12 protein-coding genes and 3 pseudogenes are annotated in these 15,101 nt (G+C 34.8%); 5 read left to right on the forward strand and 10 right to left on the reverse strand.

Going from position 1 to position 15,101, the window contains the following annotated elements:
* Positions 1 to 204: 204 nt before the first annotated feature.
* Together hfq and QUF99_RS18250 are read right to left on the reverse strand one after the other, a co-directional pair.
* The gene (gene hfq, locus QUF99_RS18245) at positions 205 to 393 is read right to left on the reverse strand and encodes an RNA chaperone Hfq (protein WP_289371748.1); all 189 of its coding nucleotides are present in this window, start codon (positions 391 to 393) and stop codon (positions 205 to 207) included.
* 203 nt (positions 394 to 596) lie between these two features.
* A complete protein-coding gene (locus QUF99_RS18250; RefSeq protein WP_289371750.1) occupies positions 597 to 875 on the reverse strand; it encodes an AbrB/MazE/SpoVT family DNA-binding domain-containing protein in 279 nt (92 codons plus the stop codon).
* 243 nt (positions 876 to 1,118) lie between these two features.
* Here QUF99_RS18250 and QUF99_RS18255 point away from each other — a divergent pair, with 243 nt between their 5' ends.
* The gene (locus QUF99_RS18255; RefSeq protein ID WP_289371752.1) at positions 1,119 to 1,289 is read left to right on the forward strand and encodes a hypothetical protein; all 171 of its coding nucleotides are present in this window, start codon (positions 1,119 to 1,121) and stop codon (positions 1,287 to 1,289) included.
* Positions 1,283 to 1,372, forward strand: a pseudogene (locus QUF99_RS28765) (ribbon-helix-helix domain-containing protein); the annotation flags it as partial. The gene QUF99_RS18255 and the pseudogene QUF99_RS28765, both read left to right, overlap by 7 nt.
* Positions 1,373 to 1,587: 215 nt before the next feature.
* Here QUF99_RS28765 and QUF99_RS18260 read toward each other — a convergent pair.
* Positions 1,588 to 1,848: pseudogene (locus QUF99_RS18260) on the reverse strand (topoisomerase DNA-binding C4 zinc finger domain-containing protein); the annotation flags it as partial.
* Between the two features lie 83 nt (positions 1,849 to 1,931).
* Positions 1,932 to 2,507 (reverse strand): annotated as a pseudogene (locus QUF99_RS18265) (IS6 family transposase); the annotation flags it as partial.
* 401 nt (positions 2,508 to 2,908) lie between these two features.
* On the opposite strand from QUF99_RS18265, the gene QUF99_RS18270 reads away from it, so the two are divergent.
* The gene (locus QUF99_RS18270) at positions 2,909 to 3,991 is read left to right on the forward strand and encodes a hypothetical protein (protein ID WP_289371754.1); all 1,083 of its coding nucleotides are present in this window, start codon (positions 2,909 to 2,911) and stop codon (positions 3,989 to 3,991) included.
* 233 nt (positions 3,992 to 4,224) lie between these two features.
* On the opposite strand, the gene QUF99_RS18275 is transcribed toward QUF99_RS18270, so the two are convergent.
* The 3 genes from QUF99_RS18275 to QUF99_RS18285 all read right to left on the reverse strand — a co-directional run bounded on the left by QUF99_RS18275 (position 4,225) and on the right by QUF99_RS18285 (position 10,940).
* Positions 4,225 to 5,757 carry a WD40 repeat domain-containing protein gene (locus QUF99_RS18275; RefSeq protein WP_289371755.1) on the reverse strand — a complete coding sequence of 511 codons (1,533 nt, stop codon included), beginning with the start codon at positions 5,755 to 5,757 and terminating at the stop codon, positions 4,225 to 4,227.
* A gap of 329 nt (positions 5,758 to 6,086) precedes the next feature.
* Positions 6,087 to 9,038, reverse strand: a complete 2,952-nt coding sequence (locus QUF99_RS18280) for an AAA domain-containing protein (RefSeq protein WP_289371756.1) — start codon at positions 9,036 to 9,038, stop codon at positions 6,087 to 6,089.
* Between the two features lie 1,002 nt (positions 9,039 to 10,040).
* Positions 10,041 to 10,940: a LysR family transcriptional regulator gene (locus QUF99_RS18285; protein WP_289371758.1), complete on the reverse strand. Its 900-nt coding sequence runs from the start codon at positions 10,938 to 10,940 to the stop codon at positions 10,041 to 10,043.
* Between the two features lie 137 nt (positions 10,941 to 11,077).
* On the opposite strand from QUF99_RS18285, the gene QUF99_RS18290 reads away from it, so the two are divergent.
* Entirely contained in the window at positions 11,078 to 12,043 is a 966-nt protein-coding gene (locus tag QUF99_RS18290; RefSeq protein ID WP_289371760.1) for a quinone oxidoreductase family protein, read from the forward strand.
* A 546-nt stretch (positions 12,044 to 12,589) separates the two neighbouring features.
* Complete coding sequence (locus tag QUF99_RS18295; RefSeq protein ID WP_289371761.1) at positions 12,590 to 13,243, forward strand: hypothetical protein; 654 nt, start codon at positions 12,590 to 12,592, stop codon at positions 13,241 to 13,243.
* A 43-nt stretch (positions 13,244 to 13,286) separates the two neighbouring features.
* Here QUF99_RS18295 and QUF99_RS18300 read toward each other — a convergent pair whose 3' ends face one another.
* The 3 genes from QUF99_RS18300 to QUF99_RS18310 form a co-directional block, all read right to left on the reverse strand.
* Positions 13,287 to 13,637: a hypothetical protein gene (locus QUF99_RS18300; RefSeq protein WP_289371762.1), complete on the reverse strand. Its 351-nt coding sequence runs from the start codon at positions 13,635 to 13,637 to the stop codon at positions 13,287 to 13,289.
* 330 nt (positions 13,638 to 13,967) lie between these two features.
* Positions 13,968 to 14,408, reverse strand: coding sequence for a thioredoxin family protein (locus QUF99_RS18305; RefSeq protein ID WP_289371765.1), 441 nt, complete (start codon positions 14,406 to 14,408; stop codon positions 13,968 to 13,970).
* Entirely contained in the window at positions 14,405 to 14,845 is a 441-nt protein-coding gene (locus tag QUF99_RS18310; protein WP_289371767.1) for a disulfide oxidoreductase, read from the reverse strand. Before QUF99_RS18310 ends, QUF99_RS18305 begins: the two co-directional genes overlap by 4 nt.
* Positions 14,846 to 15,101 lie beyond the last annotated feature (256 nt).

The following is a 15,101-nucleotide window of genomic DNA, read 5'->3' on the forward strand; positions in this document are numbered from 1 at the left end:
ACCGATTTCCGTAAGTGGTCTTTTTTTCGTAAGAGATCCAAACTAAATGGAACAAAAAAAGAACCCTTATCATAAGGATTCTGTAACAGGAAACAACAAATATATAGAAGTAAAATAAAGAGAATTACTTATTATTATATCGTATATATGTATAATATAATGTTGAGAAAACGTTAAGAAACTGTTAAATCATTCTCATATGCATTATGTAGTAATTGTGGAAATGGCTTGTTTGTAAACGAGTTGTTGTTTACCATGAACCATCATAAGAATTGTAAATTTGTCCATTGCGAGAATCTGCCCAGGTATCCGAACGCCACTCTTTAGAAATACAGTGATTTCCTCTTTTTTCTCTTTTAATAATTCATATGTTTCTTCTTGTAGACTCTTCATATATCTCCCTCCCTTTCTATAATCGTATCATATTAAAATTGAAATGCTGTTTCACAGGTGTATTTCTCAATATATTTATCCAAGGGTACATTTCAGATGATCTAAAAAGAATCCCCTAATGGTATGTATTAATTTTTTTTAATAATTATGGTACGTGAAATTATTGGCATACAACTTAAAAAAGCTCCTCTGATAGGAGCCAATTATTTTACAAGATTCTTCTGTAATTCTTCTATTATAAGCTCTGCACCTGCTGGGCTTAGCGTAACCTTTCCATCTGCTAAAGAAATATTTTTATCAGATACTTCTCCTGTTATTGCACAAGCACCATTCGCTTCATATTTTTTCAAGATAATCTTTTCACCTTCTACATAAATCTCTAATGGTGTCTTTTCTTCAATTGCCAGCGTGCGTCTTAATTCCATTGGTATAACTATACGTCCTAATTGATCTAACTTTCGCATTACTCCTGTTGATTTCATGAAACCTCTCCCTTATATATTCTATAGCTCTATATTTCATACCCTATGTCATTTTCTCATTGTAACAGGCTTTCTCCATACATGAAAAACATAATGTTCCAAAAACTCACAAGACCCACTATAGTTACGTGATTTCTCAATATATCTCTTGTATATAAATTGATCTGAAGATGTAAAATATCCAAGTAATTACTTAATAATTACATTACATCTAAATTTAAATTAAAGGAGGAGCTATATACCATGGATAAAAAAGATTTAGTAAGTCTTCAAGTCAACAACATGCCGTCAGATGCTCTGAATACCCCTAGTAAGTCCCAAGAGCAAATGCAAGATTCAGCTCAAAAGCTAACTAACGGAATAAAAATAGATTCATCAGAAAACGAAACTGCAACTCTAAATAAAGACGAATAGAGAGTTTTTGGCGTGAAAATAAGCTAAAAAATCGAAATGAAGCAATTCGACAGATCGTAGAGAAAGGGCTAGGTCGCAAGTAGCGACTTCCCTTTTTTATTTCACTTAAAAATCTGCATATCAAATTTAAACCTATTATTCCCCTCCAAATCCAATCATCCATTATTTAAGACCTATTGCATTACCAATCCGTCAAAAACGTAGTACAAGCAAATCTGAGGAGTCATTTTTAAATAAGAATAGGGTTTTTAAAAATATATTCATGAAAATAACAAAAGAGCTGGATTTTCATCACAGCTCAATTATTTATTGGCTCTGTATGCGTACATGTAGGATATTGAGAGCATCCAAAGAACTTGTTTCCAGTTTTATTTGAATTTCGTACAACTAAATGATTTTTACATGCCGGGCATTTCCTTTCTGCAGGATCTACACCATGATACACATCTTCAGCCGAATACTCTGGATTTACTTTGTTAATCAATTTTTGAAGTTCTACACGATCTATTAGCTTTACATGACACGCTTCGGCTAACTCTTTTACTTGTTTTGTATACATGCACCCAAGCCTCATGTGCTGATTCTGGTGCAAAGATAAAATATAAGAGAATATAGCGCATATATTTTTAGCGGAATTGTATTTTATGCTATAAGTCCAAACACTTGGTGGATGAACTCCTTTTGATTTTGGACAGACTGATTCCGTAAATCAATCTGTCCCTTTTTTATCATATGCATGGCTTCAACACCACTCAATATAGAAGTTGCAGTTTTAAATGACTTAACCCCCAACATAGAACGCACACGTTTCTTAATAAAACGATGATCTTGTTCCACTATATTATTGAGATATCTAACTTGCCTTATCTTTATGTCTTCGGGCATATGTTTCTCTTCTTTCAACGCTTGAATCGCTACAGGATAGGCAGGGTTTTTATCTACTGTTATCACACGAGGTTTAGAAATGTACGAAAAAGCCAAGGCTTTCTTGAAAAAGCGCTTGGCTGCTTGTTTATCTTTTGATTTACTTAGATAAAAATCAATGGTATTCCCTTCTGAATCAACGGCACGATATAAATACATCCATTGCCCTTTCACTTTAATATAAGCTTCATCGACTCTCCATGAATCATTTGTTGATTTAAGATGATGTCGTACTTTCTCTTCTAATTGAGGTCCATATTGATGAACCCATCGCATAATCGTTGTGTGAGCTATGAGTCAAAAACTCTATTCACCGGTATAAACATAAAGAGGGAACAATAATATATAACATTGTTAGCAGAAAATAAAAGTATTAAAAAGTAATGCTTTTCTCCTTTCATTCATCTTTTGATAATTGAGTTTATCTCTTTATGAGTTATTAGACACAGCTTTAATTTAGACAGCAAAACATGGAACTATTCTAATCTATACTACAAAGTACTAAGCCATTCTTCCGATAACTTGATCTTTTGCATTAAATTCTCATCATACTATTCCCCTCTATACAGGCGAAAAATATATTCTAAGATAGCTTAACAATACACACAAAAGTATATGATGCAGAGAATACAAACCTTAAAAACTTCAGCAAAAAGTAACGGGTAGGTAACAACCTATCAAAGGAGGAGAAACACATGCCATTTACGTTTGAAACGGTTGATGGTCAAGGGGGGCAAGCTTGTCTAGCACTCGATAAAAATAATAACCCCCACGTAGCTTATGCAGGCGGCGATGGCAAACTAATGCTGGCTAGTAGGACCGCTGAAACTGGTGCATGGACTCATGAAGAATTATCCGGTGGAGGTCTCATTGGTGCCTCTGACAGTGACCGAGTCTGCCTGGAAATCGACTCTGAGGGTAATCCGCACGTTACATACAGAGATTTAAACACTGGTAATCTCTTCTACGGTGTAAAACAAAACAATAGTTGGTCATTTACCCCTGTCCCGACAAGCCGTTTTAACGATCCACGCGGCGTCTCAGGTTATTCTTTTAAGCTTCATTCAGGGCGAATGAGGCCTGAGCTTCGTGATACACCACATTTTGCTTATAATGATTTAACCTCGAATGCACTAGGATACACAAGAAAAGTACAAGGACAATTTAAACGTATTAAAGTAGCGGAACAAAGCATGTTTAATGTTGGTCTATATACTTCAATGGCGTTCGATGAATTATCTGGAACGTTCCTAATTGCATATATCGAGGAACTTGAGCAGGGTGAGCCTGATCCTGCAGTACCACCTCAAACAAGGGTTCGCATGACAAGAATCATCGATCCTTTTGAAGGCACTGTTGGTCATACATCTCTCATTGATAACGGACAATTTCAAGTGGCAAGACCTACTTCCATAGCATCAGATGGCGGATGGTGTGTAACCTACGCCGACTTAACCACCAATACACTGAAAGCATCTTTTTTTGATTTTAGTTTACCTGAACCACACAAGGAGACTGTAGCAACCACTGTTTTTCCAGTTGTCCCCTCTTTGGCGAAGACGCCTGGGGGTGATTATCGTATTGCCTATGGTGATGAAAATAAACTCAAATTAGCTTCACGCAACCAATTCGGAATGTGGATCGTTGAGGTCGTCGACCCTGAGGGCGGCGGTATGCCCTCCTTAGCTTATGACACGCTTGGCAATGCTCATATTGTATATACAGTGGGGAATGCGTTGAAATACGCCAAAGGGACGTCACGTTGGAGATTTAAATAACAATTCATAACATAGCAATTTGATAAAAAAAGAAAACCTTACTAGCCACAGCCTAAATATTTCTCCTCATCTATCAACCTGTTACTATCTATGCAAACTTTACAACAGACCCCCATCTTTCTATCTAACCATAGTTAGGAAAAAAGGAATTGGATTTTTATCCAATTCCTCTGAACTTTGTCTTAATTGAAGCTATTTTAACTTCAAAAGCTTTTGAACCAAAAAACTAAATTTTATTCTTCGATTTTCCAGGCTCGAATCACTTTTTCATTCCCTGTTACATACATCATGTTTCGATTGAAACATATATGATGTATGCTGCCTTTAAGCGCCTTGAAGTATCGGGCTTCACCATCAAGGCTAAGTTCTATAAGAGTCCCGTTTGCTAATCCTAATACTAGCCATTGACTGTCTGGATGCCATGTAATCGAATAAATCGCACTATTGAATGTTCTAAAAACTGGGAGCCTGAAAATGAACTTTCCAGTATGGGCATCTATTAATGAAAATGAACTTGGCGAATACTGATCATCAGCCATACCGCCAATCGCAATATAGTTTCCACAAGGACTCATACTGAAACAATAAACATTTAAATCCTCACCAAGCTCTGTAATCCATTGGAAATTTTGGTTAGTTAATTCAAAGCATCCAACTCTCCATTCATCCGTGATGTAAATGCAATTTTCTTTTTGAGAATATGCCATAAATTTGATATAACCACTTTCGTAAGGATATATATTTTTTAAAAAGTCCTTTTGGGCTAATACAGGTTTCCACTTACGTAAATCTATATCAACCTCTATAAGATGATACTCTTCGGGATTCAGAGCATCATTTAACCACGGATGTGATTGTACGGCTTCTGCTGAGATTCTTAATTTCGTTCCTTTTACAGTTGCTGGTTTGATGTCAAAGTAATTTTTCTCATGTGAATCCTTCCGAGGAACTAACGCAATAAATTTATTTTCATTTTCCGATATCCATGTAAATGGTGGGGAAAGCGGCAGAATATCAATCAAATTTAATGGATATAGATTACAAATAGCTACATGTGCCCTATATCCTTCTACTAAAGGTCCATCAGCTAAAAGTACAGAGTTATCATCTCTCTTAATAATTTCACGTCCAACATCAGTAATTTCATCAATACAATGAAGAGAAATTCCCTCGCGGATTTGTATTCCGGGTATATCCGAAACATAACTTCCACCTTTATATGTATGGATAAATTTGTCTTCGAAAAGGTGAACTAACATGGAGTACCTTTTTCTCGCATTATCTTTAGCACAAAGAACACCTTTCTGACGGTACAATACAGTTTGTTCAGTTATTTTATATGATAATAAAGAAACAGGTACGGATTGTTTATTTTCCTCTGACGATAATTTATATAGTGGTTTAAGATCATGTGTATGGATTGGTGTATAAATATTCTCACTTTGCATATCAAGCATATCCCAGTTAAAAGCTCTTGCAATATCAAGACGAAGCTGTGTATAAATCCACAATAATTCGTCGTTGTTCAAATATTCCCAAGATATACGTGTTTCTATACAGTTACATAAATCTGAATCGATGCTATCTCCATCTTCATCAACAAAGGATAAATAAATTTCCATATAATAGATCCCTTTTTCAAATAACCATTGAAAAGCAGATATTTGTTTGATTTCTAAAATGGAACTGAGGAGCTCGTTGCACTCCTTTAAAGTTTTCGTTTGCTTATAACTTGGGAGGTTCGCAATTCTAACATCTTGACCCACGTATATTTCCTCCTTCCACCAGTTGATGTATTTCGCAAGTTAAAAAAGAGCCTGTTAGTCTGAACTGTTCTCAATCGATTCTTTTGTTTCTAGCATTCTATAAGAACTAAAGAACATATTAATTACTATCAGAAGCAGCTCCTCTTTCTATGTGTAAAAAAATGTTTAGACTCTAATTAAGTAAAACTCTCCTATTATCTCCATAATTAATAAGGAATCACTTTGTTTTACAAAATTTCTCCTGTGTTATATAGATGTAATTAACCTAATCATTCAGCTGAAAATATCTCTTTAATAGGCACAATTTATTTTTATACTCAATTGAACATCTACCAATTAGATGAGGTTAAATGTTCTAACGGTTTCGTATAATCAATTGCATTAGGACCATTCAATATATATTCACCTAACAGGCCTGAAGGTGTTTTTTTAGAACTACTTTTATGTTCCGTTTGACTAAAAATACGGGTATCCCCAAAGACTAAAAAACTATGTTTTGCTCTTGATACAGCAACATTCAGCATATTAACTCCATTGTCAAAAAAGTAACTTCCTTCATGATTCACATCATACACAGGTGAAAAAATACAAATATTTCTTTCACCGCCTTGTAACGCATGAACCGTACCTACCGTAATCTTACCTAATTCTTGTTTACTTAATATCTTTTTAAATACACTTGTTTGCTTAGTAAACGGTGTTATAATCCCTATAATTTCATCAATAGATACATCCCTTTTATGATGATTTGAGTAGTATTCTTCTAAAAATTTTCTATTTTTATTAATCCAAGTAATAATTGCCTCAGCCTCAATAATATTTGAGTTCCCATTTGTATTATCATGACTTCCCTCAATATGCGCGTATCCCATGTGCGGAAGAATGAAAGTATTTGGTTCAAACGCTTTCGTAAATGGCTCTAAGAATCCGTTGTATGCAAGTCTATTACAATAACTTATAATATCTTTTACACAACGTCTATGCTCTTTTAAGAACATGCCTCGTGCTAATGATTTCTCAACTCTATACTTTGATGCTCTTTGAGCAATTTTCATTACTGATCCACTTGAAGCACCTAAATATGTATCTTGAATAAGATTCAGAGCTTCCTTTTCATTGCATACAATTCCCGACTTCATTAAATTTTGAAAATCAATCGTTAATGGTATATTCCAGATAGGCGGAATCTGAACAGTGTCCCCTACTACGAGTGCTTTTTTTGCGAGCGCAAATGTCGCTCCAGCTACTTCTGGATTTACCTGACCAGCCTCATCTACTATCAACAAGTCAATGAAATCATATAGATATTCAATAGATGTCAAGCCATACCTAAAAAAGGAAGGTGTCATATGCATCGTTGAAACAAAACAAGGCGTTACCTTAGCAAAGCGACGCCATTTATTTTGTTGACTGTCCAACGTAAGCGCTAAATGGGCATCGTTCCTATTTAATTCTTGCTTCATCTCAAGAATCCATTGTCCCTCAAAATAATGCGTGGCTAATTTAAATGCCTGATAACGCTCATTCGTATCCATCTTCTCCATAAATTCACTATTATCAGTAGTAAACAGGCACTCCTTTGTTTTTCTTCCAATACACTTTACCGTTTGAATGAGCTTATCATGTAAATCAATTACTGCAGTATTTACATCCGTAATCTCAGCACCCGTATATTGATTATATTTCTCTAAAAAATACTTTTCAGCCTCCAATACATACGTGCTATCTTCCATCAGATGAGGTAGTCCATTTGATGGATTCATCTTATTTATTGGATGATAACATTGAAAAGCTTCTGCTCCTTCTTTTTTTTCTCTCACCAAATATAAGCCATAGCTATTAATTTGAGGAAGCCATCTACCAGCTAATTTAGGAGTACCTATCTCTTCTACTTTACCAAAACTTTCTATAACATTTGTAACAGCGTTGTTATTCGTTGATGCTACCAAAATGACTGGTGGCTGCTTTTTCTCAACTGCAGCTTTTGTCCACATAGTGGCTACAATACTTTGAAGCATAGTTGTTTTTCCTGTACCTGGAGGGCCATTGACAGCCAATATCTCACCGTCTTGCATAGTTAGAAAATGGTGTATCGCCTGTCTTTGAGATCCTGAAACTGGAAATACATCACTCATCTGCCCTACATGCTGCTCAGTCTTATTTACATATTCCTGACCACTTAATATATCCACTTCTATTTCATCTTCCACAGAGACATAACGTTCTAGCAAAGGAGGAACATCTTTGTTATGTCCAATCAAGTCATTGTAAACCCCCATAATATTACGCGTCATACCTTGACCAATTTCAACGTACCGAACATAACAATTCTGTCCAGCTCCACCTCTTACATATGTTGGATGTTTTAGATGGGCCATCTTCTCTCCTGTTACCGCAACAGATAGTTTATCTACATAGTCCCATACTTCGCTCCATGTTTTGAAATCCGCTTTATGAGAGGAAAGAAATACATCAACGCTATCGATTTCTCCAATTGTTTGATAATCTAGTTTGACAGTATCTGTTGAAGATGCTCTAAGCCACTCTCTTGCTATCCACGGCCTATTCATTGGATGAGGGGAAAGCTTTCCACTCTTATATAAGAGTGCAGGTATCCAAAAAGGTACTAGCTCTTCTGGGGCCCCCTCACTATTAATATCCTGTCCATAAAAGGATTTTCTGTAGCCTACAAAAGGATTCACTACGACCTCAATAGGATCCATGATTTTCTTTCCTTTAGATGCCACTTGTTGTGCTTTTTTGAAAATCTCTTTGGATTTTTCTTCCGCTAAATAGCCTTTTTTTATATTTTCATATTCATCAAGAATCGATATATGAATTCTACTTGCATCCGGACTAATTCGTTCCGCATCTGCAAGAGAATTCCTAAAATACGTTACCATTTCGTGTGCCTTATTTTGACCAGTCACTGGCTCGGCACATTTCTTAGAAACAGAAGGCATGGATTCTTCAGCTTCCCGTTTGGTATCTTTTGATTGCAATGGATGTAATGTTATTTCCTTAATATCAACTTGAGGATTCCCATTATAATCCTTAACAATTCCCTTTACCCAGATAGCGGCCCCATTGACAAAAATCTTTTTATCCTCTTCCGTACAGTCCCAGCGTATTGCTGTAACTGTAAAATTTCTATATTTAAGAGTACCAAAAAGATAATCTCCCGTCTTTGCTCGACTCACTCCTGATTTCAATATTTCAAAAGGGTGGTTAACCGAATCCCCTATAACTAACTCTTTGTCTAATTCCTTAGTATCCACCATTTTATTCGAACGAACCTCCTTACAAATCAACTCATGTATAAAACGCTTTACTTTACTTGATTCTTATTCGAACTCATAATCAATCCTCATAAAAAATATCCAAAACTCAATTTACCATCTCTTGTAACAAAAAACTGCTATATACCAAATAATATGGATAATTCATCCATATTATAGTACTACATTACAATATGAATATTCTATATTTGAACTAATAATATATATAATATTTTAAACTTTTTGGTTATTTTACCTATTATTAGTGCAAGTCTTACCACTTATCCCAGATTTTTCACACTCCTACCGTGAGAATTTTTTCCCTATTCGCGAATGAAAAAAGCAGTTTCTTTCAGAGAAAAATAAGATCATCTTTCATTTATTTCTATAACACTTATAAATCTGCTATTCTTTTAATTATAAGCTGTTCACTTACCAATTTGATGCATGATGGTCTCTATGTATCGAGTATGTTCCCAGTATTTTTTAATCGAGACTATAGACTCGTACATAATGATGGTAATCCATCACATACTGATATTGTAAATTACCTGTATCAATTATCAAAACAAAACTCTCAGCGAACGATTCTAACGTTCTTATTCAAAATCTATCATTATGGCCTGCGCACAAACCATAATGTATCGCTGAACCTTAGTAACTTTACTCTCAATGACACTACAGTTACACTTGAACAATTAAAACATATTATATTTTGGGTGACATTACATGTATCTCGGTCGACCCCCTTCTCTTTCCTTAACAACAAATAAGACGCCATACCGATCACGGAAGCGCCTACGATAATTGCTATTATTTTTATAAACAATCCATCCTCTTTCAAAATAAAAAGCACCCAAACGGATCATAGCCATCAAGTTAAGGTTATGTATAATTTCAGACAAAAACAAGCCAACTTCTATATAAAAAGTTGACTTGTTACATTTTGCTTTTCTATAGAAAAATGCTACTTCTTAATACCAAAATTTCTTCACTCAATAAGCTTTACCCGTCAACTTCAGCAAACGATGCTCTTGTTGCATCTATAAATTGCTGTAACGGTGAGGTTATCCACTTGTCCTTATGCCAAGCAATTTGCGTAAAAACAGGAGATATTGTGCTTTTCAAAACTAACTCCTTCATTGTACCTTCTTGTATATCTTTTTCTACTACCATTGCTGGTAAAATCGCTATGCCTAGCCCTGCAATTACACATTGCTTAATTGCTTCCACACTAACAAACTCAATTTTATTTATAGGATATACGCCTTCTGCACGGAATAATTCTTCAAATATAGTACGATACGAACAGCCAAGTTCTGTTAATAAAAGCGTTTCGTTTTCAAAATCTTTTGTGGAAATTGTAGATTTCTCAAGTAAAGGATGATTAGGAAAAACTACTATTTTTAATTCCTCTTGAATCAAAGACTCTACATGTAAAGCATCTTCTGTTTTACATTCATCTAAAATAAACGCAAGGTCTAGTTTCCCTTCCATCAGTTGCTCTTTCGCATCCTCATTTGAATGTGCAGGCTTAAATATAAGCTTTATTTGAGGGAACTTTACCTTAAACTCCTTTAAAATTGAAGGAAGTCGGTATGTACATTGACTTTCTTGCGCACCAATAACTAGCGTACCTGATATTTCTTCATCTTCTTTTACAGCCATTTTTGCTTCATAACTTAACGCAATCATTTTATCCGCATATAATTGGAACTTTCTTCCCGATTCAGTCAAAAAGAGACGCTTACCTAGTCGTTCGAATAATGGCGTACCAAGTTCAGCCTCCAATGCTTTTATTTGAGCAGTCACACTCGATTGAGCAAAGTTTAATTTCTTCGCAGTCTGCGTAAAGTTTAAATTTTCTGCAGCAGTTTTAAATGTAATTAATTGTTTTATCTCCAATATCATTCCCTCTTTTCAATCGATATTTCCGATTGATTTCATCGAAATAATCCTCTTTGTTGATTGATATATGTATTATAAGATAAGAATCATTAACAAACAATATTGACACACGTTACAAATTGGAGGTATTTCATATGAAAGCACTTTGTTTCAAGGAATTCGGAAATGCTGATGTATTAAAATATAAAGAAGTGTCAGACCCAATTATAAATCCGAATGAAATTCTTATTCGTACAAAAGCAATTGGCTTGAATTTTGCTGATATATATCGGCGCCGAGGGGCCTATCATCTTGCTGGAAAACCACCATATATATTAGGATATGAAGGATCTGGAGTTGTAGAGAGCATTAGTAATGAGGTTACTAACATCAATGTTGGAGATCGTGTTGCATTTGCTGATGTCTCGTTCGCAAATGCAGAGTTAGTAGCTGTTCCAAAAGAAAAAGCGATTCCGCTGCCAGATTCTATTTCCTTCGAGACAGCCTCTTCTGTTTTATTACAAGGCTTAACGGCTCATTATTTAACAAAAGATAGCTATGCAATAAAAGCTGGTGATTTTGTTTTAGTCCATGCGGCCGCTGGAGGAGTTGGCCAACTTCTCATTCAAATTATAAAAATGTATGGTGGAAAAGTGATTGGCCTTACTTCTTCTACGGACAAAGCAGAGGCAGCTTATTCAGCTGGAGCAGACCATGTATTTTTATATGAAGAACCATGGCCTGAAAAAGTGATGGAAGTAACAAGCAGCCGAGGTGTAGATGTTGTGTATGAGTCAGTAGGTTCTACATTATCAGATAGTTTTCAAGCTACAAGAATCGGTGGCACGGTCGTATTTTACGGGATGGCCGGTGGAGACCCAGCTCCTGTTGATCCGCGAATGCTAATGGATAGTTCGAAAACCTTGACTGGCGGAGATTTATGGAACGTTCTAACTACCTATGAAGAACGAGAAAACCGTTCAAACGAACTATTTGACTGGATTACTTCTGGAAAATTAAATATCTCAAATCCAACTACTTTTTCTTTACAAGATGGCGCAAAAGCACATCGGTTATTGGAAAGCCGAAAAAGTACTGGGAAAATTTTATTGATACCATAAAGTGAAACTTTGATCAGTGGGGTTTTCTTCATCCCCCACTGATTGTAAAAGCCCCCACCTAACTTCTTGACTTCCTGCCCAATTTTGAGGTGGGATATTACTGCCCGCGAATAGCGGGGTAAACCATATGTAATTAGTGATTCCTCAAAGTGCCGTTTCGTGTATTCGCTTAAAGAAAAGTAAGTGAAAGACTCAAACTGGTAAAGATTTCTTCAAAAAGAAGAATAGGTAAAGTACTTGAGGGGATTCTGATGAAATATACTATGATCTTGAAAATTTTTGCACCAGAACCATTTTAACTCACTATCTAATACATGATAAAAAAAGAATCCAATGGGAGTGCTTCTTTTTTCACATCAGTAAGACTTTCTAGATAATCCAAACTATAGTTTTTAAAACATTTGTTTATAAATTTTCTCAATGTAAAGAGTACGTATATTTCTAGTTTATTTATTCAAAATTATAAACTATTAATTTACAATAATTTAAGAACCATATAACAAGAGAAAATGTATGAACAATATTCTATAGTAAAGGAGTCTATAAATGAAAAAAGCATCTTCCCTCTTAATGACTGTATCGTTATGTATATTTATATCTGCTTGTTCCAATCAAACGAAATCTGAAACAGAAGTAGAATCTGAATCTAATAAGGTTCCCGTGACGTCTCAACCCAATGTAGGGGTCAAGCCTTATACAGAACCGTTATCTCAAGTGGGTCAAGAAGCAAAACATCCGCTCGGAACATTTATTTTAAAGCAATTAAGTGAACCAAATACAATGATAGAAGCGGGACCACTTCATATTCAAGTGGAAAGAATTAAAGTTACTCAGAGTACAGAAGTAAGCGAAATTGGAAAATACAACCTAACAGAGCGAGGATTAAGTACTGAGCAAATGAATGCAATACAATTAACAACTACTTTAGAAAACACCTCAGATCAAGCGCTTGATTTGGAAAAAGGACCCTTTAAAACACTTATTTTAAGTAATGGAGAACAAGTAGATGTGTATAAAATGAGCGCAGATCCAAAAAATCGGGCCTTAAAAGCAAAGGAGAAAATGAAGCTTACACTCATCTGCTTCTTATCTCAAGTTCCAAACGATTTAAAATACATAAAAGTGATTACAGACGTGGTACGAGATCAACAAACCAAAAGTGAAGTGAGCCCTTTAACAAATACGGATATTACTATGTAAACAAGAAAACAGCCTTATCAGGCTGTTTTCTTTTATTTTTCAATTAAAAATTGCAGTATCCAACGACTGGGCTAGATGAACCTGTTTTAATGAAGTAGTCAGGAGCATAGCCATAGTTAAAACTACCACCGTAACCATTATCATCTACATAATCCCAAACTTTACTTCCCATATAGGATTCGCCATTCACATAGCAATATAACCAAAGGTTAGTCCCATCTGGAATATTACTTTGAGTCCGTGTACCATTTATTGTTGGCGTCGTACGAATATCCAAACCAGAACCAGTTTTTTGTACCGGATAATAAGCAGCCTCCGTTACCGTTTGACTTGCAAATAAAACTGAACCTGCTACTGCTACTGAAGCAATCGATAATGCAACTTTTTTAAACATGTGTTACCTCCTAGTAAATTATATTTTATTGCAGATGGGGAATCCCCCTCATACCTATCAAATAAAAATTAGTCTTTACTCAACCTTGGTAAGCATGAGGGGGAAACCTCTAAAATAAATAGCTCTCCTATAAATTAAAAGAGTTTATTGTTAAAAACAAGAAAAAAAGTTAATATTTTCATATTTATCAACTTTTTCATATTAACCAGAAAATCATATATATTCGCTCCATATCCTATCTGCATATAAAAAAGAGTTTAATAGAGTTTTTCTGAAATCGATAAATCAACAAACTGATTTACATTCTTGACATGCAAAACATCCAAACTTTTATTTGTTGTTTTCAAACCATGCTTGAAACGTTTCTCGAGACTGTTCTCCTAAAATTCGATTCATTTCTTTCCCGTCTTTATAAGAAATAATTGTAGGTGTCCCTTTTATTTGAAACATATCCCACCCCTGTTGATATTCCCCTAAATTCATAACTTGCAAATCAATATTCATATTTTTTGCCAAAGGAACTACAATTGGAGAAACCTTCAAACAATGAGGACAGGTTGTTTTATAAAAATAGACTACTTTTTCTTTGTGATTTGAAAGATCTTGTTGCAATTGTTCTGGTGTAATTTGATTCTGATAATAATTTATCGTTTCTGTACTTGTCTTTTCTGTACTTGTTGTTTTTTCACTTTTTGTTTCCTTATTTGTGATAAAAGTAATAACTGCAAATACCAATATAATAGCGGTACTAAAAATAAGCATTTTTTTCATATACTTCTTCTCTCCTTGCTTATTTTAATAAGAATAAAACTGCAAATAATAATGATAAGAAAGGCTATTAGAGCGAGAAGTGGAATCGTAACAAATCCAAACCAGTCTAAATAGTCTCCTGTACAAGGTGTTCTTCCACATGTTGCTCCATTTGTAGAAAAAAAGGATACTTTTTGAAGCAAATAATGATAGATAGATATACATGCTCCTACAATGGCAATGATTAAACTGTAAATTCCAATTTTATAATCCTTTCGTATAATAGCTGCTCCTAATAAGACCACTAGTGGATACATGAGAATACGTTGATACCAACATAATGTACATGGTTCATATTTCATTACTTCAGAAAGATACAAACTGCCAAGGGTCGCGATAAAAGCAACAGCCCATGCGTTGAACAATATGTATTCCAGTTTTTTTTCTTTATTATCCATGATTTCACCCTCCCTATTTGAGACATATAAATGCTCATATATAGAGCATTTACAATGACAATAACCGGTTCAAAAGTTATTATAAATTAGTGATTCATTATTTCGAATACTTCCATCGTGTTTCTCAACAACCTGCATATTGAGAAACTTTTTCATATAAATTGATGAATAATAAAAAACGTATTTGTTTCATTAAGTTTCATTACATGCAAACTTGAACAAAATAAAAGAGTGAAACAGCTACACTGTTCACTCT

Source organism: Bacillus sp. DX4.1 (assembly GCF_030348195.1).
GTDB lineage: Bacteria > Bacillota > Bacilli > Bacillales > Bacillaceae_G > Bacillus_A.

Excerpts from the sequence above, each read along its gene's own strand:
- hfq (WP_289371748.1), bottom strand. The coding sequence starts at position 393 with ATGAAGAGTCTACAAGAAGAAACATATGAATTATTAAAAGAGAAAAAA.
- QUF99_RS18250 (WP_289371750.1), bottom strand. The coding sequence starts at position 875 with ATGAAATCAACAGGAGTAATGCGAAAGTTAGATCAATTAGGACGTATA.
- QUF99_RS18255 (WP_289371752.1), top strand. The coding sequence starts at position 1,119 with ATGGATAAAAAAGATTTAGTAAGTCTTCAAGTCAACAACATGCCGTCA.
- QUF99_RS18270 (WP_289371754.1), top strand. The coding sequence starts at position 2,909 with ATGCCATTTACGTTTGAAACGGTTGATGGTCAAGGGGGGCAAGCTTGT.
- QUF99_RS18280 (WP_289371756.1), bottom strand. The coding sequence starts at position 9,038 with ATGGTGGATACTAAGGAATTAGACAAAGAGTTAGTTATAGGGGATTCG.
- QUF99_RS18290 (WP_289371760.1), top strand. The coding sequence starts at position 11,078 with ATGAAAGCACTTTGTTTCAAGGAATTCGGAAATGCTGATGTATTAAAA.
- QUF99_RS18295 (WP_289371761.1), top strand. The coding sequence starts at position 12,590 with ATGAAAAAAGCATCTTCCCTCTTAATGACTGTATCGTTATGTATATTT.
- QUF99_RS18300 (WP_289371762.1), bottom strand. The coding sequence starts at position 13,637 with ATGTTTAAAAAAGTTGCATTATCGATTGCTTCAGTAGCAGTAGCAGGT.
- QUF99_RS18305 (WP_289371765.1), bottom strand. The coding sequence starts at position 14,408 with ATGAAAAAAATGCTTATTTTTAGTACCGCTATTATATTGGTATTTGCA.
- QUF99_RS18310 (WP_289371767.1), bottom strand. The coding sequence starts at position 14,845 with ATGGATAATAAAGAAAAAAAACTGGAATACATATTGTTCAACGCATGG.